Consider the following 22,016-nt stretch of genomic DNA (forward strand, 5'->3'; position numbering starts at 1 on the left):
TTTGTTTTGTTGCGAGGGTTACACCTTCCTACGGAATTTACCCGTATATGGAATCGTAATATGAATGTTCAGCTTCTGAATGGAATCTTCCGTAAGGATCATCTTGGAGCCATCATTGGATAACTTACGCCACAGGCTCGGATTTTTGCGATAAAGCTTCTCCTGAAGTCCATAGATATCAACCCCTTTTTGCAGACCTGCGCGATATGTTTGCAAGATTTGATCCCGTAACGTTTTCTCGCTAATTTGAACCATATCATCATAGGAAATAGGGGTGAGATATTCATACAGGGCGGTCAGGTACTTGGCATCAATGTTGAAGCGAACCTCATTTCCACGAACGACAGGAACAATCTTGATGTTGGGCAAGCCGACACTGAGCACACCGTAAATGGTTCCTTCATTTTCAATAATCAATGGCGCACGCCGCATATCTTTAAGCAGCCAGTGGTAACCAGAGAGCTTGTTATGGGGCAAATATTCAAAGTCATCCCCTGTTTTCTCAAAAAAAGCGCCGTCAATGATAAACAGTTCATGATTTTTTTTGTTCTGCGACCAATGCTCCTTGTTCATGGCGATGCAAGGCAGATAGGTTGTCGTGGATGCATCGTTATGTGTAGCAATGAGTTTGAAACTGAGCACCGGAGGAAACAGAGATTCTTCCAGAAATGAGGGAAGAGGGTTATGCAGAATGCTGTCCAGCGGCGACATATTGAAGATCGACGTGGCACTCAGAATATCTTCCAACGGATCGCGAGTGCCGTACACCCAGGTTGTGTAACGTGATTCCGGGAAACGTCCAAGCATGTCGAACACTTCCTTGATATGCTTGCTTGTCAGGATACTTTCGGCCATAACAATGGCGGTCACATGCCCCCAGGCGATATGAAGCTGGGAACTTCGGAACAGCTCGTTTACAGCCAGATTCAATGTTTTTCCCGATGCATGTCCAACCCATACCGGCGGGGATTCCGCCGTTTTGGCTGAACTTTCGCTTTTGGCTACACTGGCAAAGTCCATGCTCTGAACATACATATGGTACATTCCGTCCTTATAATCGATCCCAATCGCTTTGGCATAGTCCACCTGTTGAATCTCATATGCACTCCAACACCCGCTGGTCACGAAACAAAGAGAGAGACTTAGTAGCCCTAGCAACCATCGTTGTATAGGCCGCTTCATTGATCATTCCCTTCCTTGCGCGGATTCTGCGTTTCCAGGTAGACAGGTCTGCGTTTCAGCCATCCCTTCGGCAGCTTGAATAAGGAGGCCACAGCCTGTTTGAAATGAAGCGGACTTAGCGGCGTCAGATAAGGAATGCCGAACGATTTCAGATCGGTCAGGTAGATCAGGAACAGGATGATGGACAGAATGAACCCGTATATGCCGAGGGATGCCCCCAGTACAAAACAGAAAAAGCGCAGAATCAGAACAGAACTGGTCAAGACCTGATTCACAATAGTAGCCCCGGCCACCACGGTTACGGCAATGACGACAATCATGAGCGGGGAAACCATCCCTGCACGGATGGCTGAATCCCCGATAATCAATCCGCCCACAACGGTCAGCGTTTGACCGATGGCGCTCGGTAGCCTTACTCCCGCTTCCCGGAACAGCTCCATGAGAAGCATAATGAGAAACATCTCAACCCCGGACTCCATGGGCAGCCCCATTCGTCCAACCGAGATCGTGGCCACCAACGGAAAAGGCAGCTGATCCATATGAAATGAAGTCAGCGCAATATAGAAGCCGGGCAGGAATATGGTCACCAATAGCCCGATAAAGCGCAGCATGCGGCCCACATTCACCGGAAGGAACGGAAAACTGGCATCCTCGGGTGATTTGAGAAGGAGAAACAGATTCACCGGGCCGATGATGGCGCTGGGATTGCCATCCACGATGAGGATGAAGCGGCCGTTCAGAAGACATTCCGCTGCAAAATCGGGTCTGCCTGTGTAATGGGTGACCGGAAACAACGTGATTTTGGAAGGAGACAATAATTCCTCCAGTTCATTGGCGGTCATGACTCGTTCCGTGTCGATTTTGCGCAGCCGATCCTTGACATCATCGATCAGCTCGGGATTGGCAATATTTTTGATATACATCAGGGCTACCTTGGTCACGGAACGCGAACCCATCAATTCGATGTTACAGGCCAGTTCGGCTGTGCGCAGCCGTGTACGAATTAAAGCGATATTAACGGACAGGCGTTCGATAAAGCCATCACGGGCTCCGCGGATGGATACCTCCGTAGTCGATTCATCCGGCGAACGGGTAGGAATGTTGGATATATCCATGCTCCACATCGATTGAAGCGAAGGGATGCAAATGAGCAGATGACCTTCAAATACCCGCAGGGACATAAGGTCCGTTCCCAATGCGGGGTCCTGTAAATCCATCCGGGACCATTGAAGGGAGATGGACTTCTCGATATCCGATGTACGAACGAACTGAGTAATCTCGTAGGTACGGGCCAATTCGGGAAGAATAATATCGTAGATGGATTTGCTGTCCACCATACCACTGCAATACACAATGATAATCTGTGTGGGAGACTCCCCCATCATGTGCCTGCTAATAATGACGTCATCCGATCCGGCAAAAAAGGTAGTTAGATTATGCTGATTGATCCGGAATGGTTCAGTCCGATGAGGGCTCTTTGGTGTGGTTTTGAGCGGCATGAGCAGGAGCCTCCTTGTCTTTTTTGTGAATAAGTGCGGCCAGGGTCAACAGGATGGTGACGACAGATACATAAGCCAGCATGACGGGAAATTGGATATGGTTTACATAATAGTCGACGTAATCAATTCTCCACCACTGGACCGCTATGGAGCACATGATGAAAGTGACGATGAGAACAGCAATGTACCGTTTCTTCGGTCTGCGAAAATTGAGCAGATCCACAATAAGATAAATAGAGATGGCCACTCTGGCAAAAGAACCGCTCAGCCATTGGTATATGGATAGGAAATCCACGTGCTGAAGCAATTTCCCGATATTCACCAGCTTCCATTGCTCATAAGGGGTATTTCGTTGTTTCGCGGCTTCCTCCGGACCAAACTCAACGATGGCTCCCAACGTTGGGCCAATGGCCATAGTGAGCATGAATAGCCCGAGCAGCAGAAGATGCCACCAGCGAATTTTGCTTTTGATATCATGTTGAAACAGCATCAAAATCCAGATTTCCATCAGTCCGGCAAGCGAATAGATCATGCCTCTCAGGACAGGACCGGTACCATATTCCATAATCGGGAACAGCTGTCCATAGTCTTTATATTTCATGTTGGCTGACATCACGAAGTATCCAAGCAGGATCACGAAGGGAAGCAAAAGGCTGGAGGTCATGGCAATGGAACGTATGCCTTTGGCAGCCGCCCAAGCAGCAACCAGTGCACCGCCGCCTGCGAGCACGTAAGGTGGGGTGAATTGCAGGTAGGTGGATACCGTCCAGTTCGTTGTTTCATATAGGGTATGTGAGCCAAGTGAAAGCAGCAAAATTGAAGCAGTAATGCGGAAAATCCATGAAGGAATTGCACCAAATTCCCGCGTAATCCAGTCCGTCAAACGCTGTCCGCGTACCCGTCGGATGATCACAAACATCATACATAGAAACAACATGAAGAAAGGGGCAGCAGCCACGACCGATAGCCATCCATCTCTGCCTGCATAATCCAGAATCGCCGGAATGGATAGAACATGGCATACAAGTCCTGCACTTAACAAAATAATGGAAAAGGACAGCCATATCGTGATTTCTCCCTTTTCACGGCTCATGGGAATCCTCCTTTCCGTTCAAGGAAGTTTCCGTTAGGTTGTACAACATATGGGATTTCGATTCCTGTTTCATTGTTTTTGGACAGAAATGCGGAAACAGATAGACGGCCGCGCGCGAAAGCATTAACATACAGATATAGCAAGTTTAGAAGACAAGTTCCAACTGGAGCATAGAGAAATAAGGAGGAAACCTACGATGACCAGAATGACGAAGGCACCTGGAGAGACGAAAGTTGGCTTTATCGGTACAGGCGTGATGGGCAAAAGCATGGCAGGTCACATCCAGCAGGCAGGCTATCCGCTGCATGTCTATACGCGCACGGCCGCCAAAGCGGAAGCATTGGTGAAGGAAGGTGCCGTATGGCATGACACACCAGGCAAACTGGCAGCCGAGTGTGATGTCATCATCACGATGGTGGGGTATCCGAAGGATGTCGAGGAGATTTATCTCGGCGAAGATGGTCTCGTGGCGAACGCCAAACCAGGATCTTTCCTAATTGATATGACTACATCCAGTCCGCTGCTCGCTGCACGTATCTATGAAGCCGCTGAAGCCAAAGGACTGCATGCATTGGATGCACCGGTTTCCGGTGGAGATATTGGAGCACGGGATGCCAAACTGTCCATTATGGTTGGCGGTAGTTCGGAGGCCTTTGAAGCGGTTCGTCCGTTGTTCGAGCAGATGGGTACCAATATTGTGCTGCAAGGCAAGGCGGGAGCAGGACAGCATACCAAAATGTGCAACCAGATCGCCATTGCTTCAGGCATGATGGGTGTATGCGAGGCACTTGCCTATGCTAAGACATCCGGTCTGGACGCGGAGAATGTGCTGAAAAGTATCGCTACCGGTGCAGCCGGAAGCTGGTCGCTTAGCAATCTTGGTCCGCGTATGATCACAGGCGATTATGAGCCTGGATTCTATGTGAAACATTTTATCAAAGACATGGGTATCGCTCTCGAATCCGCCAAAGCCATGGGCATGAAGACGCCAGGACTGGCGCTGGCCGAATCCTTGTATCAGGAAATCTCCAGGAACGGTCTGGATGAGAAGGGTACACAGGTGCTTTACACATACTATTTACAGGCATAATTGTCACAACCAAAACAGCGTGTTCTTTTTCTTCATATAGAAAGGGATGCGCTGTTTTTTTAAAATTCTCCCTTTTCGTATGCGTCTAAAGTCACAGTATTGGTTAAAGAATCGTATATACTTTAGTTAATCCGCGGAATTTTGGTCCTCTTCCCTTTATTTTTGCCCCTCTTTATCCGACATAAGTAATAGAAGTATACATAATGGATGTGCAAGGATGTATCTCAACCCCTTAACGGTCACCTGTAACTCACACTATATAGAACGGAGCTTGCCCATGTTCAAAAAAATCCTGTCTCTGTTCAAGACACAACCAGAGCTTGCCAACCAGATTACAGCTTCCGCTTCATCTTTGCCGTCAACGGCGCCTATTCCTACACGTATGGTCCGCAGTCGGCGCAAAGCAAAATCGGATGGGGATTGGACCCGTCAGCCAGAGGAACCAAGTACTGCCCAGCAGCTGCATGGTCTTCCTGGTGAATACAAAGTTCTCAATGATTTGCTCGTTGCCAATACCAAGTCCCGCTCAGGCTATTCATCGATTGATCATGTCGTCATTGGTCCCCGGGGAATCTTTGTCATTGAGACAAGAAACCTGACGACGGGTGAGATCCGCGGCGGCCGAAGAGAGGCTAACTGGACCGTTAGCAGCAGCCGAATCAAGATGTATAACCCACTGATGCAGCACAGGGGACATGTAGAGGCCATTCAGGCCCATCTTGGTGATTATAAAAGAGTACGTCTCGTCTCGATGGTGACCTTCACCAATCGCTGCCGGATCAGCGTTGATCCCGCTGTGCGTTATGTCAATTCGGATGAACTGATTATCTATGATCATGAATTGGTGGAGACCATTCTGCGCAAAACGGAAAGACTTGAGGCTGAAGTCCCCGAAACGTTATATAAAGAGCAGGATATTCAGGCGATCTACAACTTGTTGACCGCAGTCAATTCCACAGATCCCCAGATCCGGGCTGAGCATATGGAGAAGGCCAAAGGCATCAAATAAAGGAACCTGAACCTGTTGCATCAATTACGTGCGACGAATTGGAATGCAATGGTTTTGGTTTGTACTCTTCGTTTCGGTCTACCACTTGATATTAAGTTTGGATGTAATGAAGTACACAGGATACACATAAACACGGTTGTCCTTTCAGGGATGACCGTGTTTTTTATTTTTGTTCGTGAAATTAGGTTATAGGTGAGGTTTACATAAGGATGCAGGCATATTGTCGTATACACCCAGTATTTAACTTATGATAAAATAAAGACCAGATTATATGCTGAATAATCCATGTTATCGGAAATGGCATTTATGAACCAGGTTGTTCATGCAGTAAAGTAGAGGTTAACGTAGTCGGATACATACATAAGACAAGGGGAAGATTACATGATGAGATGGAACCATAGAATCAAGATGTTTACAGCCATTTTCAGCTTAGCAGCTGTTCTGACCGCCTGTGGTGGTGGGGCAAAGGAAGCAGCAACGAAGGATTCTGCCCAGGATGCTGGTGCCTTAGCCACAGCGACCCATAGCGCCGACACATCAACGACTGAAACGTCGTCAGCAGATACGAATGAAGCTGACGCTGCGGACACATCCTCGAATTCCGCTGCAACAGGGTCTTCATCAGATGAAGGCAAGATTGGCTTGGATTCCACACTCCAAGAGTTACAGCAGAAGTACGCCGACAAGCTTGGCTATATTCGGATTCCGATTAAGGATCATCCGGTGCGACGGGTCAGTGAAGAAGGCTCCAAAAATATTAATATTGCCAACTACAGTGATGCAGTAGTGAACATGAACACAGGCATTCCGATCCATTCCGATTCACAACGATTGATTGATGATGCCTTTCCTTTTTTCACAACCGTTCAGGCACCAGAAGTGTCCTATGTATCATGGGAAGAAGCGACCAATCTGGAGCGTGCCATGGTCAAGACGTTGTTTATCTCCCGTCAGGCGCTGCTACTCACGGAGGACGCCATGAAGAACAAGGATTACACAAGTCAGACCTTTACGGACTCGATGGAATTTTTCAAGACGGCAGCGGAGTTCGACTCGATGGCACCTGTCGCGCAGCATACGTATGACATCACCTTAACGAAACTCTACGATAAAGCCCGCAACGTATGGGGCAAGCTGGCTGCTATCGATCCGGTCCAGGACGAGGCGGCATTTGCCGAGATGTATAAGTCAGCCAGAACGGAAGCGAATAACACGATGGGGCTGCTCAACATTTTGCTATCCACCAATGAAGAAGAACGACTGGAACAGACCTACGGCAAATAAATGTGATGCTGATGCTATCGTATGAAAAATCAACAAGCCTGAGCAACCTGTTCAGGTTTTTTTGTACCCGATGATTGTTCCCTCACCGTCCATTTCAGGTTAATAAAGAAAAGGAATGAAGATATTAGCGATTTGAAGGTTCAAAATGCGATATAATAAGCGTATTGGATACGTGAAATTTTACATAGAGTTATTGAAAGAAGAGACTAACGGAGCTGGCTGCGTGAACATACCCAATCGTCACGAACATAAAGCGCTCCGGGCCGGAGGAATGATTATGATCAAGCTGTTGTACTACTTGAAGAAGTACCGAGTCGCCGCCATCGCAGCACTGGTCATGATGCTGATTGAATTGACGGTCGAATTGGCACAACCCTATTTGATCTCGAAAATCATTGATAACGGTATCCAGCAGGGCGACCTGTCAGTGGTTTGGCTATGGGGCGGGGTGCTTGTGGGCAGTGCCGTTGTGGCGTTTGCCGCGGGTATTGCGAGTTCGTTTTTTGCGTCACATGCGAGTCTCGGCTTCGGTTACGATCTGCGGGAGAAGCTGTATGATAAAGTGCAAGCGTTCTCTTATGCGGTGTTTAATCGTTTTACAACATCATCCCTTATTACCCGATTGACCGGGGACGTCACACAGGTGCAGGACACGGTGTTTATGAGTCTGCGTTTCATGACGCGTGTGCCGCTGGTCGTGATTGGTAGCATGATCATGGCGGTGGTGGTGAATCCGAAGCTGGGTCTGCTGCTCGTTGTAATGGTGCCTGTGCTGCTCGTGTTTGTGATCTGGATGATCAAAAAGGCAGCGCTGCTGTTCCGCAATGTGCAGCGCAGACTGGATGCCGTCAACGGAGTCATCCAGGAAAATCTGACAGGCATTCGGCTGATCCGTGTCTTCGTCCGGATGGGCCACGAGATTGAACGTTTTGCCGGATATAGCGGCAAGCTGATGAAAGGCACGATCTCCGCGCTGCGCCTGACGGAGACAACGATGCCATTCATGCTGCTCATGATGAATGGCTGTATCATCGCCGTTCTATGGTTCGGACGGCGTGATATCGTCACCGGAAGTGCAACCGTGGGTGAAGTGGTCGCTGTCATTAACTATTTGCTTCGCACCATCGGTGCCATGTCTGCGCTATCTTGGATTCTGGTGACCTTCTCCAGAGCAAGCGCTTCGGCGCAGCGGCTTAATGAAGTTTTTGATACAGAGGATGTATCAGAATCAGCACATGATCGAGGATCAGGAAGAGCTGAGCAAGTAGGACAGCAATCAGGACAACCAGAACAACCAGGACAATCAGGGGAATCCTCGAGTGCAGGTCATTTGGCGCAAGCAGGAAAAGGGAGTCCTGTTATCCAGGGTGCAGTTGACTTTCAAGGTGTAGGGTTCAGCTATCCGGGCAGTGAAATTACCGTGCTGGAGGATATTACGTTCTCAGCCAAACGAGGCGAGCGCATTGCGATCATGGGGGCTACGGGTTCAGGTAAATCCTCCCTGGTACAGCTCATTCCAAGGCTCTATACCGAAGATCAAGGCGAAGTGCGTATCGATGGCAACGATGCAGAACGGTTGGATATTTCCACATTGCGCGGAGCTATCGGTTATGTGCCACAGGAGGTCGTTCTTTTTACCGGATCGGTAAGGGATAACATTGCTTGGGGCCGGGAGGACGCCACGCTGGAAGAGATTAAGGAAGCAGCAAGGCGTGCCCAGATTCACGAGACTATTGAGAAATTACCGAATGGCTACGATACACAGCTGGGTCAGCGGGGAGTCAATCTGTCGGGTGGACAGAAACAACGGCTTTCGATTGCCCGTGCATTGATTCGTCGTCCAAGCATTTTGATTCTGGATGATAGTACAAGTGCTCTCGATGTAGCTACAGAAGCAAGGCTGCTGGATGCACTGGAAGAGCTGTCATGTACAACGTTTATTATTACGCAGAAGATCAGTTCAACTACTTCTGCTGATCTGATCCTGCTGCTGGACGATGGGCGTCTGATTGGACAGGGGAAACACGAGGATCTGATGGATTCTTCCCAATTGTATCGCCGAATCTATGAATCACAATACGGGGAGGGTACACCACATGTTCAAAGCATTCATTGAACCTTTCCGTCAGCCTCCACCGCCATTAGATCCCGAGACGCTGAAGGCAGGTGGAGGTCGCAAGCCGAAGGCACGGGCGAAGAACTGGTCCGGTACGTTAGGCCGGATCTGGACGTATCTGGCTCGCCGCAAGGTCAAGCTGACGATGGTGCTGCTGATGGTATTTGCCAGTTCCGCACTTGCGTTGCTGGGGCCTTATATGGTCGGTGTGGCCGTGGATAAATTCATTGATGGAGAAGCAACGAGTTCCAGCTGGACGACATTTTTATTCGGTCTGGTGGCAGTCTATATTTTCTTTTCCCTGACATCATGGCTGCAAAATATATGGATGATTGAAATTGCCCAGGAGACGGTATTCCGTATGCGGTATGATCTGTTCTCCCATCTGCACAAGCTGCCAATTCCTTTCTTCGGCAAGCGACAACAGGGTGAGATTATGAGCCGGGTTACCAACGACATCGAGAATGTCAGCGGTACATTGAACAGCTCGGCCATCCAGATATTCTCCAGTGTGTTAACACTGATCGGAACGTTTGGCGTGATGCTCTGGTTAAGTCCGCTGCTGACCTTGCTTACATTTATCGTTGTACCGCTGATGGCGATTGGCATGCGTTGGATTACACGCAGAACCGGGCCGTTGTTCAAGCAACGTCAGCGTAATCTCGGCGAACTCAATGGGTACATTGAGGAGACGTTGTCCGGACAGAAGATTATCAAGGCTTTCTCCCAGGAGGAGCGGGTCATTCGCGGGTTTGAGGAACGAAATACGAAAATCCGGTTGTCCGGTTTCTGGGCGCAGACGATCTCCGGTTTTATTCCCAAGCTGATGAATGGTCTAAATAACCTTAGTTTTGCAATTGTTGCAGGCATCGGCGGGATCCTGGCGATTCAAGGTTCCGTTACAGTCGGGGTAATTATCATCTTCGTGGAATATGCCCGTCAGTTTACCCGTCCACTTAATGATCTTGCGAACCAGTGGAATACGTTGCTGTCTGCAATTGCGGGGGCAGAGCGAGTGTTCGAAGTGCTGGATGAGGATGAGGAAGCGAAGGATGAAGGCGCAGCAGTATCTCTCGAAAAGGTGGAGGGAGCCGTTCGCTTCGACAAGGTATCCTTTGGATACGATGAAGGACGCAATATTTTGCATGAGATTAACTTTGAAGCGAAGCCGGGTGAGATGATCGCTTTGGTAGGCCCGACGGGGGCCGGAAAAACAACCCTGATTCAGCTGTTATCCCGCTTCTACGATCCTACAGCCGGTACGCTGACAGTGGATGGACGTGACATTACGACTATTCGGCGTGAGAATTTGCGCTCACATATGGCATTTGTACTCCAAGATTCATTCCTGTTCCAGGGCACGATTCGGGAAAATATCCGTTTCGGGCGTCTGGATGCGACCGACGAAGAGGTGGAGGCTGCTTCAAGGCTGGCGAATGCTCACTCCTTTATCATGCGGATGAAGGACGGGTACGACAAAGTGCTTCAGGCCGACGGAAGCGGCATCAGCCAAGGGCAGAAACAGCTGCTTGCCATTGCCCGGGCAATTCTGGCCGACCCGTCCATTCTTGTACTGGACGAGGCGACCAGCAGTATTGATACCGTTACGGAGATCAAAATCCAGGAAGGGCTGCAGCGCCTGATGCAAGGCCGCACCAGCTTTGTCATCGCCCACAGGCTGAACACGATCCGCCAAGCCGATCGCATTCTTGTACTGAAGGATGGTCAGCTGCTGGAGCAAGGCTCGCATGACGCATTGCTCGAACAGGGCGGCTTCTACAGCGAGCTGTATTACAGTCAGCTGCGGAACAAGGCACAATAGTAGTAAAAAAAGAGCAAGTAACTGAACCTTGAAAGTGTTCGAGTACTTGCTCTTTTTGCTGCTATAAGTGGGACATCCCAGTTTCTTGAGCAACTATGGAAGATAGATGTTCTGTTATATCATCCCTCTGAATAATTATTTTGCCTCTCTTATTCCGGGTGTCGTAATATTTATGAGCTTCGGCTACACCTTGGCGGGTAAAAGGGAATACGTTGTCTACATGTATATCGAGCTTATTCGTCTGAATCCATTGGATAAACGCTTCCCAGTCGTTAGCATTGGGGCTGATCAAGGCAAACTGGGCATCAATTCCACGGATGAGAGGTTGCTTCGCAATCACCGGATTTACAAGGGAAATGAACGTCCCATTATTCTTTAATATGCTGTAATTTTTCAGTTCTGTTGCTCCGATTCCCGTGACTTTATCGACAACCGGGTCACGAACCATATCCAGCACGACATCAACAGGACTCAAAGTCTCAGCAAAGTCGGTTGTTGTATAATCAATCACTTCGTCGGCACCGAGCTGAAGAACAAATGAATGATTATGGGCCCGAGCCGTGGTGATCACATAAGCGCCGTGTTGTTTGGCTAATTGTATGGCGATGTGTCCTACGCCACCTGCACCGGCGTGGATCAGAATACGCTGTCCCGCCTGCAGTTTGCCATAGTGAAATAAGGCTTGCCAGGCCGTCATGCCGGACGCAGAGACCGAAGCAGCTTCTGCATCGGAAAGGGACTGCGTTATCACAGCAAGATCGCATTCTTCCACAGCGACATGTTCGGCGTAACCACCGCCTGTACGAGACACCGCAATAACGCGATCCCCGATTTGTGCACGCGTAACCTTACTCCCTGTGGCCACGACGATTCCGGTTATATCGACTCCAAGAACATGAGGGAATTGCACGGGCATGAAATGCCGGAATGCTCCGGTTCTGATCAGTTGATCCGCTGAGGATACGGTGGTTGCCCTCATCTCCACGAGCACCTGTGTATCACTAATATGTGGTATATCGCGCTCCTGCTCCGCAAAAACTTCTGAGCCTCCATAATTCTCTATCACTACTGTTTTCATCATAGCCCTCCATTCGGTATTGCTGGCTGTCAGTTGATTTGTTTCCAGCCGTTCAATATAATGATCGTACTTATAATGGGATTGGACCACAATTGTTAAAACAGTGGAATGTGTATAATAATGAACACAATTCACTGTTTTGTTTAGTCTCAGATCCGATAAATAAAAGGAGTAGGTATGGACAGAAGAATACAAAAATCACGTGAATCGATTATAGAGGCTTTTATTCAACTGCTGTCCGAAAAAAATTTCGAGCAAATCACGATTAATCAAATTGCAGATCGAGCCAATGTAAGTCGCGGAACGGTTTATTTGCATTTCATGGACAAGTTTGATTTGTTGGATCAGTGCATAAAATCCCATTTGGTGGAAATGATCGAGAGCAGTCTCTTCTGCGGAGTGACTGGCATATTTCCTTCCAAAGAAGCTCTGCTGCACAGTTTTCGGTATCTGAAGGAACATGCTCTATTCTATGGTGCAGTGCTGGATGATCAAAGTGTCCCGGAATTTCGAACTCGCTTGCAGGCTGCTCTGTTGAGAGGACTGGATAAACAAATCGACATGACTGGCATCAATCAGGGAAGGAACAAGGAGATTATGCTTCAATTCCTTGCTTCCGCGCTGGCTGGCATGATTGAATGGTGGATTACCTCAGCCGAACCGTACTCCGCAGAAGAATTGGTTGATGAATTATGGATTCTGATGGAACGCAATCAAATGACACCTGTGCCTCACGTATAAGGGAGTTGAGGGGTTATTGATCGTTATGTTCGGTGGATAGATATTGTTATCAAAATAAAGAAAGAGCAGGAACGAAGGGCGCTGTGGCCCTTATTCCTGCTCTTTTCATGTCATGCCGTTTACTTCGTTACACTGCTCAGCTTGAACGAGCCGTCGGTGAGCTTGTTCGTATTGGCAAAGTCCACGCCAGGTTTATTCGTTTCCGGATCAATGATCGCAATCGCGATATCATAGGTTCCGGCAGCAAGACCGGAGACTGGAATGGAGTCGGTCAGGGTGTAGGTACCCGTTTTCCATGTCGTCAGATTAACGGTTGTTGTTTTCTTGGCGACCACGGTATTGCCACTGCGCAGTTGAATTTCAACCGGCCAGGCAAATGGGAAGTGCTGTACACCTTTGTTTTCTACTTTGATCGTTGTCGTAAACGTGCTTCCGCTAATGGTGGACGGATGCGAGATTTCCTTCACGACAAAGTGGTAACCCATTCTTTTCTTGAGTGCATCGATGTTGGCCTGTAACGCATGATTCAGAGGGAGCGAGGCAGGGGAATTTGGTCCCAGCCAGCTCGGTTTGCTGAGCTCCGTTTGACGCAACGTTTCCGTAAATCCGCTACCCGTGGTTAATGCCGCAAGCATGCCGGAAGCGCCCCCGTAAAATTCGCCGCCGGAGATGCGTGTCTCCCAGAAGTTCGCATGTGCTGGCTGCTGCTGGCCGATATCATCCCAATAGCCATTCTGGGTGCCTGTGTACCAGCCCCAATCGGCATCGAAACTGTCTTTATGTCCAAACACATCGTTGAACATGCCCATGACCATGCCTTTGTTATTGGTTTTGGCAAGGGCAATACTGCGCCGGATCAGAACCTGCATTTTGTCCTCTTTGCCGGCAAAGGCATCGATATAATGTTGAACAAACTTGTTCGAAATATCATTGGTAGGGAAAGCACCTGTGTAATTGGTCTCGCCATTCGGTCCGACATACGGCCAAGTATGGAACTCGCCCCAGTGTCCGAGAGAACCGATCTGGATAAAAGCGACGGGGCGATCATTCGTGTTGTACCTTGCCGCAATGGCCTCAATGGCTAATTTGTGCCGATCTTGCAGATAGGTGGAGTTGTAGTTGGGAGAGAAGCCCATGTTGTTGCCTGTACCCATGCCTCCAGTTGTATCGTTGTAAGCTGTTCCAGGCGATTCTCCGCGGGCAATCATGTCATTGTAGAGCCAGTCGGGAATATCCCGATGAGCCTGTCCTGTTGGGCTGTCCAGAATGAAGCGAAACACCACTTTGACGCCTTTACTTTTCCAGTAGGCGAGATTGTTGGCAGCCTCAATCGCGCTAAAATCATAGGTGCCTTTGGTAGACTCAAGTTCCTTCCAGGTTACTCCGGCATATACGAGCCTGTGCGGTTGTGCATATGTCGTGCTCTTGGCCGAAGGCGCCCAGCCTTTGAACGGATTGTTAAGTGGGCTGTCAAGCTCAACGGGATTCACGACGGTGTTCCCTGTCCCGCCGCCCGATCCAGCCGAAGTCAGAAGGTAAGCAGGCAGTGTTTGACCCGCCGTGGGCAGCCTCGACGTATCCGAGCTATTGTCGATATACCCGACCCGTACCGTGCTGCCTGCACTGATTTGCAATGTAGCGAGAGGAATTGCTACCTCAATGACGGATGCACTGCGATAGAATTGGGAAGTAGTCAATGTGCTGTTAGAACTCCAGCTCCAGTCCGTACCGCTGCCGCCATAGCGATATAATCCTGTATTTTCAAGCAGCCACTCCACACCTGTAGCTCCCCAGCCCGCTGCCTGGTAGCCGGTTGACGTATTGTTATCGGTATTGATCCAGAAGTTGCCCATCGTCGTACTCAGACCTGAACCTTGAACGAGCAGGTAGAGATTGGTTCCATCATTGGTCACTTTGAGCGTCTGGGCAGTGCCACTATTGGTCGTGAGAGCACTAACGCTACTCCAGTCGCTGACATTGCCATCAATGGTGATGGTGGCAGCAGAGGCTTTTGGTAAGGCTCCCGCAGGCAATAGCAGGGTAATCGTAAGGACAAAAGCCAAAAACAGTCCAAGGGTCAGCTTACTTTGATCGAATAATCTTGTCACGGTTTACCTCCTGAATAATGAAATATTGGATGTTGACTTCATCTGCTCTTCCTCGTGTGTCTTCATGAGGGGGAGATAGGGAAACTCAGCTCCTTTCCAATCCACATTATCGCAGATCTATGACGTTTTATGTAAGAGTCATGGGAGTAAGTGAGAAATAAACAACTTAAAAGATCATATTTTGATTTGCGGCAAATATAAAAGTTGTTTTTATATTTGGAGTCCCGCGTCTAAATTGCATTATAGGTTATGAATAAAGGAGATTCAACAGGTTTTTTTCCAGGATTTATTGACTTTTTGATTGAAAATAAGAGTGTTTCATTAGATTTTGAACATAAGTAATTATAATTTTGTTATTATATTTGCCGCAAATAAAATGAATACAAATTAAAGTATATGAAAATAGAACAAAAATGTAAACGCTTAATTTATGATAAATAAAGAGTTATACTGTTTAGTAGTATGTAAAACAAATCACGAATATGTTGCCGCAAAATAATTAAAAATTTAGCCAAAATTGATTGACAAGAAATTAAAACTATTTTACTATCGTTACATAGTCACTATCCTGTTAGATTACTTAACATCGAATTGGCTTCATGGCATTTGCCGCAAATTTACGAGCAACGGAGAGTGTAAGCATGAGGAAGATAAAAATGGCTTTTATCGGTGTAGGAGACATGGGGTCACATCATTGCATTGGTTTTGATTTGCTTGAAGATAGTGAGGTTCGTTATATCTGTGATATGAACGAGGCCAATGTGGCACGTACGGTGGCTGAACTCAAGAACAGTAAACCCATCATCGTAAGCGATTATCGTGAACTGCTCACCAAGGAAGATTTGGATGCGGTGGTCATCAGTGTACCGAACTATTTGCACCGTGAAGTGGCGGTAGCTTTTCTGGAAGCTGGCAAGCATGTATTTCTGGAGAAGCCGGTTGCCCATACCATTGAGGATTGCGATGCCATTATAGAAGCTGCTGAAGCGTCGGGGCGAATATTGCAGATTGGGCTGGTCTATCGGTATTCAAATCTGTATCGCCGGATGGAGAAGGAATTGGAGAACGGACGTCTCGGCGATGTGAAATTAATGTGGTGCAAGGAATTCCGTGACCCGTTCCCACCTGCGGATTGGTTCTATGACAAGACAAAGTCTGGGGGAGCGATTGTAGAAAAGGATTGTCATCACTTCGATATTTTCAACTGGATGATTCAGGCGAAGCCAGTCCGTGTGTTTGCCTCTGGAGGGCAGCATGTCATGAAGCAAGGGGAGCCTAATCAGATTCAAAATTCATACAGTCACTATCCGACGAAAGAAATTTCGGACACCTCTATCGTCGATCACGCCTTTATCACTATTGATTACGATAACGGCAGCAAAGCCAATCTGGGCCTGTGCATGTATTTGAAGCCGCGCAATCTGATGGGAGAAGGGCTTGAGATCGGCCTGATCGGAGAGAATGGCGGTCAGATGGTGGCGCGGAATGACAAGACGATTGATATCGTTGGCGGGCAGGACTGGACGAAGGACCACCTAGAAATTGATGTGTCGTCGGATTCCATCATGGGTGGACATACCGGAGGACAGACCCAGCGCATTGATTTTCTAAAATGTGTACAGGAAGGCAGACAGCCTTTTGCGAGTGCACAGGTTGGTCGTAACGCACTGCTTATTGCCCTGGCGGCAGAGAAATCCATTTTGGAAGAACGGTACGTTTATTTAGAAGAAATTTCAGGCTGAGGGGTGTCATCATGAACAGGTTGAGAAAATATGACACACTGCTGTTTTTTCTCTTCATTTTGCCTTGGATCATCGGATTTATTACCTTTTTCCTGTTTCCTTTCGGAACCTCGGTCTTCTACGCCTTTACCGATGCAAGGCTTCCGGGAGCAACCAATTTCAACTTTGTCGGCGTTGATAATTTTACACACATGATGGACGATCCTATCTTTTTGAAAAGCTTGATGAACACGATGTTTTTCGTTGTATTCGGTGTTCCAATCGTTACGGCGGGCATGCTCGGTCTGGCGATGCTGCTTAATTTTAATGTCAAAGGTATTGCCTTGTTCCGTACCTTCTTCTACTTGCCAACCTTGGTGCCTATTGTGGCAACGGTCATTATCTGGCGGCTGGTATTCAACTCCGAATTTGGCATCCTGAATGCCGGACTTGGTGCGCTCGGTATAGGCAAAGTGGACTGGATTGGCGGCGAACATACGATCAAGCCGGTCATCATCATGCTTCAGGTCTGGATCTCCGGCAGTGGGGTACTGATCTTCCTGGCTGCACTGAAAAATGTACCCAGACATTTGTATGAAGCTGCTGCAATTGACGGGGCAAGCGGAATTCGCCGATTTTTCCAAATTACGCTGCCGATGATCAGTCCGTCTATCCTGTTTGTCATCATTATTCAGACGATGTATAACTTTCAGATGTTTACGGAAGCACTGCTGCTATCCAAGGGTGGACCGAACTACTCCGCCTATACGTTTGTCTACAACATTTATAAATCGGCCTTTACCGATCTGAAATTCAGCATGGCGATGACGCAATCGATTTTCCTGTTCGCTGTGATCTCGCTAGTCACCCTGATCCTGATGAAAGTATCGAACCGCTTTGTGTATTACGAGGGAGAACGATAGGAGGAGAGTTACATGAACAGCCGAAAAATAGCGGTAAAAGCATCTCAGTATACCATGCTGATCGCAGCATTAATGCTGTTCGCAGGGCCTCTGGTATGGATGCTCTCGACCATGCTGAAAACCAAAGCGGAAACCTACAAGGTCCCTCCAACCATTCTTCCGGATACATTCAGTCTGGAAGCCTTTGAACGGTTATTTGCTGTACAGCCGATGATGTGGCATTGGATTCAGAACTCATTTATCATTTCCTTTTTTGTGGCGGCAGGCGCGGTTGTTTCAAGCTCACTTGTCGCTTACGGTTTTTCCCGCTTTGCAACCAAGTATCGGAATATTCTGTTCCCAGTGGTACTGGTTACCTTGATGATTCCTCCATCCATTATGATGATTCCCTCGTATGTCCTTTTTTCCAAGCTGAATTGGATTGATACCTGGTTGCCGCTCATTGTGCCAGCCTGGCTCGGAGGCGCTTATTATATCTTCCTGTTCCGTCAGTTTTTCATGACCATTCCCCAGGAGCTGGACGAGGCTACCTATCTCGACGGCGGCAATCGCTGGACGGTATATGCACGCGTCATTATGCCGCTGTCCAAACCGATTATTATGACGACTATTATTTTTGCCTTTGTGAATTCGTGGCTCGACTTTCTGGGGCCGTTCCTGTATATCAAAAACCCAGAGATGTTCACGCTGAGTGTGGGCTTGCAGCTGCTGATCGGTCAGACGAGCCAGGATTTGCCGGCACTTGCTGCCGGGGCATTCATCAGTATTGTGCCTATTGGTCTGCTGTATCTGTTCGCACAACGTTATATCGTCGAGGGGGTGGTGCTTACGGGCACCAAAGGGTAGAGTGGCTGCCTGCTTTCCGGTTTTCAGGTGAACAGGACTTATTGATATGACTTAAAGGGGAGCTGTGTATATGAGAGCGAAGAGTAAACGGCTATTCAATGTATGGGCACTTGTGCTAGCAACGATGGTGGTGATCAGTGGATGTGGAAACGGGGGATCTTCCGAAAACGCCGACTCCACGGATTCCGGCAGCAGCCAGAACGAGCCTGTAACGATTACGTACTCCCAATGGGGAACTGCTGAAGAGCTTCATCGTACACAGGAACTGCTGGATCAGTTCATGAAGGCGAATACCGATATTAAGGTCAAGCTAGAAGGCAAGGATTGGGGTAGTTACTGGGATGGACTGACAGCCAATGCAGCTGGGGGCACTCTTCCGGACGTGTTCAAAACGAGTTATGCATACGTAGAGAAATACGCCGAGCTAGGCATTTTTAAGGAATTGGACGGCTTGTTGGCGGAAAATCAGTTTGATCTGAACAACGTGGACAAAAGTCTGCTGGGACTTCACCAATATAAGGGCAAACAAGTATCCTTGCCGATCGATGCCAACGTTATCGTATGGTATTACAACAAAGCGATTTTTGAGAACGAAGCAACCAATCCTCATAAGGCCCCGGTTCCATCGCTTGAGCCAACATGGGATGAAATTACCGATATTGCAACCAAGCTGACGCTGGATAAGAACGGGAAAAGCGCAGACGAAGCGGGTTTTGATGCCGGTAACATTGTGCAGTGGGGCTTGTCCATTTCACCAGGATCAACGATGGATTGGTTCCTGGAGCCAGAGCTGTGGTCCAACGGAGCGAAGCTGGTGAATGACGATGGTTCCCTTGCGCTTGAGACACCTGAAGCGATGGAAGTGCTGAACTATTTTATCGATATGACCAAAAACAAAAAGATTAACACCACACCTGCACAGATTGAAGGTTTAGGTGGACAGGTGAATCTTGCGATCACTACATCCAAAGTAGCAATGAATCCGGGTGGCAGCTGGAATACAACCAACTACCAGGAGGCTGGCGTGGATTATGGTATCTCCTATTTGCCAAAATTCAAAACCAACCAGACCGTTGTTCAGCCAGCAGGTCTTGCAATTAGCTCCAACACCAAGCATGAAGAGGCGGCCTACAAGCTGCTCGCTTGGCTTGCGGGTCCGGAAGGACAGACTGAACTGGCGAAGCAGGGATACTCCATTCCGGCTAACAAGGCCGCAGCGGATGCCTATATTGCTACTGTAGGCGAAGATAATAAAATCTTCCTGGATGCGCAGCAGTATGGTATTGTATCTCCCTTTACAACCAAGAAAACCGATCTGGTCTGGACGTATGGTGAGCAATCACTCAAACTTCCACTTGCCGGAGATGGTGACCTGAACGCAGCGCTGAAGGATTTGGCCTCCAAGATGCAATAAGAAGATAAAGAGGCGGAAGAGTTTCATGCGTTCATGCGTTTTCTTAAAAGGATTAGAATTGCGGCAGTTATGGGGGATAGCAAGCTCCCTGACTGTCGCTTATTTTTATAAAAGGCTGCGTCTGTACACCATTTCATTGACTTCTGCCCAGTAGAAATATAGAATTATATTTGCCGCAAATTTGTGTTAGCTGGGATAAAATTGCCCCAATATGAATGGGGTTAAAATACATAGGTAAAGGAAAGGTGGGGACTTCACATGGCAAAATTGAAGGATATTGCAGACCGCGTTGGTGTATCGATCTCTACCGTTTCACGTGTGATGAAGAACGATGTCAATCGATCGGTCAGCGATGAAACCCGCAAAAAGATCTGGGATACGGCCGAGGAGTTGGGTTATCGCTCACAGCGTCCCGCCAAGAAAAAGAAGATTGAACCTAAAACGGCTTATGCCATTGGTTGTGTGGTCGCCATTCCGCAGAACAAATACAACAGTCCTTATTTTTCAGTCATTATGGAAGGCATTGAGAAGCAGCTTGCCGAAGCGGGCATGCGGCTGGAATTTGTATATAGCATTGAGAATGACGGGGATATCGTGCAGCTGCAGTCTCTGGTGAAGGAACACCGGATTGACGGTATGATTGTCGTGGAACGAATTGATCCGGAAGCCTATCGCTGGCTCAAGGCCAACGTGCGGACTGTTGTGGGTGTAGATATTACGGACCCGGACATTCCGGTTGTCGGTTATGATCGGGAAGAGGCGGCCAGAGAGGCGACGAATCATCTGATTGCTCAAGGGCATCGGATCATTGCCTATATTGGCGGGGCAGAATTCAAGAATGATTTTTTGGAGGAAAAACGTTTTCTTGGTTATCGGCGCGCAATGACTGACGCAGGGTTGACTATTGATAATGACTGGGTAATCGATGTGAAATGGGATGTTTCGCTGAGCTACGAATTCACCAAGCAGGCATTTACCAACAATGCGAACAGACCTACAGCCATATTTGCAGCCAGTGACATGATGGCGATTGCGGCCATGCGGGCTGCAACCGAACAGGGACTCCGCATTCCGGAGGACATCGCCTTTTTTGGTGTAGATAATATTGAGATATCCGAGTTCACCTCTCCGCCGTTATCCACAATCCATGTGCCTAAGCTGGAGATGGGCATGTTCGCGGTTAAACTGCTGCTCGATTATCTGGATCACCAGTATGAAGTGGCTGTCAAAATGATCGTTCCGTACCGCTGTATTTTCCGCCAGTCTTCCGATGGCAAAATAGAATAGAATAGCTTTTGGCAATTCTATTATGCTGAAATCAGTAGAATTTTTTATGTTGCATTTGCTAGGTTTAAGTATAAATCAATTCGTGTAATAAAAACCCCCTCTGCTGTTTGTTCAGCGGAAGGGGCTGTGTACTAAGTTATTGTGTTACTGCCTTGCTCACAGGCACTTGGAATTCATAAGTATCATCGATCCCTGCCAGTTTAACCTGGAGAGTTAATTCAAATTGATCCGGGAGCGGCAGCGCGTCGTTATCGGTTGATAGTTTCAGCAACGCTGCATTCTTTTGTACAGTATGATCGGATTTGATCAATGGCATAATGCTACTTGGTAGGACTTGTTCGCCGTTAACCAGGACAATAAGCTCTTCTGTCACGAGCAGGCCTTTTTCCCTATTTTCCGAGGGACCAACTAACCGATCCTCTGTCGTGGTTACTCCTTCGCGTTCAAGGGCAATCGACAGGCTGCTTCCATCGTGGTAAACCTCTGAAACTCTCAACGTTACGCCTTCATGGACGTCGCTTATGTCAAGCTTGGTAATAAGGCCATTCTCTGCAGCAGACTTCAGTCCGTTATCCACGTTATTATGGAATAGACTACCTATCATAGGGATTTGGCCCAGCGCATCTGCCATTACCGGTGAGATAAAGCCAGTACTGATGATCCCTAGTCCAAGTGCTGCTGCAGTAGTGCCGGCGATCAATGTTTTCTTAAGCATATTTCCTCGTTTGGTAGTCTTATTCATGGAATTCTCTCCTATTCGATTCATAATTTGTGTACTAAGACTAAACTGTGGCGTCTCGGTT

17 protein-coding genes are annotated in these 22,016 nt (G+C 48.1%); 11 read left to right on the plus strand and 6 right to left on the minus strand.

Translation table 11 applies throughout. From position 1 onward, the window contains the following. Positions 1-18 precede the first annotated feature (18 nt). From P5G61_RS27010 to P5G61_RS27020, 3 genes are read right to left on the minus strand one after another with little or no spacing between them, the layout of a single operon-like run. On the minus strand, positions 19-1,182 hold the full coding sequence (locus P5G61_RS27010; RefSeq protein WP_301249318.1) for a Ger(x)C family spore germination protein: 1,164 nt from the start codon (positions 1,180-1,182) through the stop codon (positions 19-21). Beyond that, complete coding sequence (locus tag P5G61_RS27015; protein ID WP_301249319.1) at positions 1,179-2,681, minus strand: spore germination protein; 1,503 nt, start codon at positions 2,679-2,681, stop codon at positions 1,179-1,181. The genes P5G61_RS27010 and P5G61_RS27015 overlap by 4 nt, the downstream gene beginning before the upstream one ends. After that, on the minus strand, positions 2,641-3,774 hold the full coding sequence (locus P5G61_RS27020; RefSeq protein WP_301249320.1) for an endospore germination permease: 1,134 nt from the start codon (positions 3,772-3,774) through the stop codon (positions 2,641-2,643). The genes P5G61_RS27015 and P5G61_RS27020 overlap by 41 nt, the downstream gene beginning before the upstream one ends. 178 nt (positions 3,775-3,952) lie before the next feature. Here P5G61_RS27020 and P5G61_RS27025 point away from each other — a divergent pair, with 178 nt between their 5' ends. The 5 genes from P5G61_RS27025 (at position 3,953) to P5G61_RS27045 (ending at position 11,095) form a co-directional block, all read left to right on the plus strand. Further along, positions 3,953-4,864 carry an NAD(P)-dependent oxidoreductase gene (locus P5G61_RS27025; protein WP_301249349.1) on the plus strand — a complete coding sequence of 304 codons (912 nt, stop codon included), beginning with the start codon at positions 3,953-3,955 and terminating at the stop codon, positions 4,862-4,864. Positions 4,865-5,141: 277 nt separating this feature from the next. After that, entirely contained in the window at positions 5,142-5,873 is a 732-nt protein-coding gene (locus P5G61_RS27030; RefSeq protein ID WP_301249321.1) for a nuclease-related domain-containing protein, read from the plus strand. A gap of 381 nt (positions 5,874-6,254) precedes the next feature. Beyond that, complete coding sequence (locus P5G61_RS27035; protein WP_301249322.1) at positions 6,255-7,157, plus strand: hypothetical protein; 903 nt, start codon at positions 6,255-6,257, stop codon at positions 7,155-7,157. Between the two features lie 277 nt (positions 7,158-7,434). Continuing rightward, positions 7,435-9,273 (plus strand): ABC transporter ATP-binding protein, encoded by a 1,839-nt coding sequence (locus P5G61_RS27040; protein ID WP_301249323.1) that lies wholly within the window; start codon positions 7,435-7,437, stop codon positions 9,271-9,273. Further along, positions 9,254-11,095: an ABC transporter ATP-binding protein gene (locus tag P5G61_RS27045; RefSeq protein ID WP_301249324.1), complete on the plus strand. Its 1,842-nt coding sequence runs from the start codon at positions 9,254-9,256 to the stop codon at positions 11,093-11,095. Before P5G61_RS27040 ends, P5G61_RS27045 begins: the two co-directional genes overlap by 20 nt. Positions 11,096-11,156: 61 nt before the next feature. On the opposite strand, the gene P5G61_RS27050 is transcribed toward P5G61_RS27045, so the two are convergent. Next, complete coding sequence (locus P5G61_RS27050; protein ID WP_301249325.1) at positions 11,157-12,173, minus strand: NADP-dependent oxidoreductase; 1,017 nt, start codon at positions 12,171-12,173, stop codon at positions 11,157-11,159. A gap of 177 nt (positions 12,174-12,350) precedes the next feature. Here P5G61_RS27050 and P5G61_RS27055 point away from each other — a divergent pair, with 177 nt between their 5' ends. Beyond that, positions 12,351-12,914: a TetR/AcrR family transcriptional regulator gene (locus P5G61_RS27055; protein WP_301249326.1), complete on the plus strand. Its 564-nt coding sequence runs from the start codon at positions 12,351-12,353 to the stop codon at positions 12,912-12,914. 119 nt (positions 12,915-13,033) lie between these two features. On the opposite strand, the gene P5G61_RS27060 is transcribed toward P5G61_RS27055, so the two are convergent. Beyond that, complete coding sequence (locus tag P5G61_RS27060) at positions 13,034-15,022, minus strand: DUF4832 domain-containing protein (protein ID WP_301249327.1); 1,989 nt, start codon at positions 15,020-15,022, stop codon at positions 13,034-13,036. A 641-nt stretch (positions 15,023-15,663) separates the two neighbouring features. Here P5G61_RS27060 and P5G61_RS27065 point away from each other — a divergent pair. From P5G61_RS27065 to P5G61_RS27085, 5 genes are all read left to right on the plus strand, one after another. Next, positions 15,664-16,764 (plus strand): Gfo/Idh/MocA family protein, encoded by a 1,101-nt coding sequence (locus tag P5G61_RS27065; protein WP_301249328.1) that lies wholly within the window; start codon positions 15,664-15,666, stop codon positions 16,762-16,764. Positions 16,765-16,775: 11 nt separating this feature from the next. Next, positions 16,776-17,666, plus strand: coding sequence for a carbohydrate ABC transporter permease (locus P5G61_RS27070; RefSeq protein WP_301249329.1), 891 nt, complete (start codon positions 16,776-16,778; stop codon positions 17,664-17,666). 12 nt (positions 17,667-17,678) lie between these two features. Then, the gene (locus P5G61_RS27075) at positions 17,679-18,512 is read left to right on the plus strand and encodes a carbohydrate ABC transporter permease (RefSeq protein ID WP_024628892.1); all 834 of its coding nucleotides are present in this window, start codon (positions 17,679-17,681) and stop codon (positions 18,510-18,512) included. Positions 18,513-18,582: 70 nt separating this feature from the next. Further along, positions 18,583-19,926: an ABC transporter substrate-binding protein gene (locus tag P5G61_RS27080; protein ID WP_301249330.1), complete on the plus strand. Its 1,344-nt coding sequence runs from the start codon at positions 18,583-18,585 to the stop codon at positions 19,924-19,926. 258 nt (positions 19,927-20,184) lie between these two features. After that, positions 20,185-21,213 (plus strand): LacI family DNA-binding transcriptional regulator, encoded by a 1,029-nt coding sequence (locus tag P5G61_RS27085; protein ID WP_301249331.1) that lies wholly within the window; start codon positions 20,185-20,187, stop codon positions 21,211-21,213. Between the two features lie 136 nt (positions 21,214-21,349). Here the strand turns inward: P5G61_RS27085 and P5G61_RS27090 are convergent, their stop codons facing one another. Then, complete coding sequence (locus P5G61_RS27090; RefSeq protein ID WP_301249332.1) at positions 21,350-21,955, minus strand: DUF4179 domain-containing protein; 606 nt, start codon at positions 21,953-21,955, stop codon at positions 21,350-21,352. Positions 21,956-22,016: the final 61 nt, after the last annotated feature.

Source organism: Paenibacillus vandeheii (assembly GCF_030433635.1).
GTDB lineage: Bacteria > Bacillota > Bacilli > Paenibacillales > Paenibacillaceae > Paenibacillus > Paenibacillus vandeheii.

Coding starts and splice junctions, on each gene's coding strand:
- P5G61_RS27010 (WP_301249318.1), bottom strand. CDS start 1,182: ATGAAGCGGCCTATACAACGATGGTTGCTAGGGCTACTAAGTCTCTCT.
- P5G61_RS27035 (WP_301249322.1), top strand. CDS start 6,255: ATGATGAGATGGAACCATAGAATCAAGATGTTTACAGCCATTTTCAGC.
- P5G61_RS27040 (WP_301249323.1), top strand. CDS start 7,435: ATGATCAAGCTGTTGTACTACTTGAAGAAGTACCGAGTCGCCGCCATC.
- P5G61_RS27075 (WP_024628892.1), top strand. CDS start 17,679: ATGAACAGCCGAAAAATAGCGGTAAAAGCATCTCAGTATACCATGCTG.
- P5G61_RS27085 (WP_301249331.1), top strand. CDS start 20,185: ATGGCAAAATTGAAGGATATTGCAGACCGCGTTGGTGTATCGATCTCT.
- P5G61_RS27050 (WP_301249325.1), bottom strand. CDS start 12,173: ATGAAAACAGTAGTGATAGAGAATTATGGAGGCTCAGAAGTTTTTGCG.
- P5G61_RS27030 (WP_301249321.1), top strand. CDS start 5,142: ATGTTCAAAAAAATCCTGTCTCTGTTCAAGACACAACCAGAGCTTGCC.
- P5G61_RS27055 (WP_301249326.1), top strand. CDS start 12,351: ATGGACAGAAGAATACAAAAATCACGTGAATCGATTATAGAGGCTTTT.
- P5G61_RS27045 (WP_301249324.1), top strand. CDS start 9,254: ATGTTCAAAGCATTCATTGAACCTTTCCGTCAGCCTCCACCGCCATTA.
- P5G61_RS27070 (WP_301249329.1), top strand. CDS start 16,776: ATGAACAGGTTGAGAAAATATGACACACTGCTGTTTTTTCTCTTCATT.
- P5G61_RS27090 (WP_301249332.1), bottom strand. CDS start 21,955: ATGAATAAGACTACCAAACGAGGAAATATGCTTAAGAAAACATTGATC.
- P5G61_RS27065 (WP_301249328.1), top strand. CDS start 15,664: ATGAGGAAGATAAAAATGGCTTTTATCGGTGTAGGAGACATGGGGTCA.
- P5G61_RS27015 (WP_301249319.1), bottom strand. CDS start 2,681: ATGCCGCTCAAAACCACACCAAAGAGCCCTCATCGGACTGAACCATTC.
- P5G61_RS27080 (WP_301249330.1), top strand. CDS start 18,583: ATGAGAGCGAAGAGTAAACGGCTATTCAATGTATGGGCACTTGTGCTA.
- P5G61_RS27020 (WP_301249320.1), bottom strand. CDS start 3,774: ATGAGCCGTGAAAAGGGAGAAATCACGATATGGCTGTCCTTTTCCATT.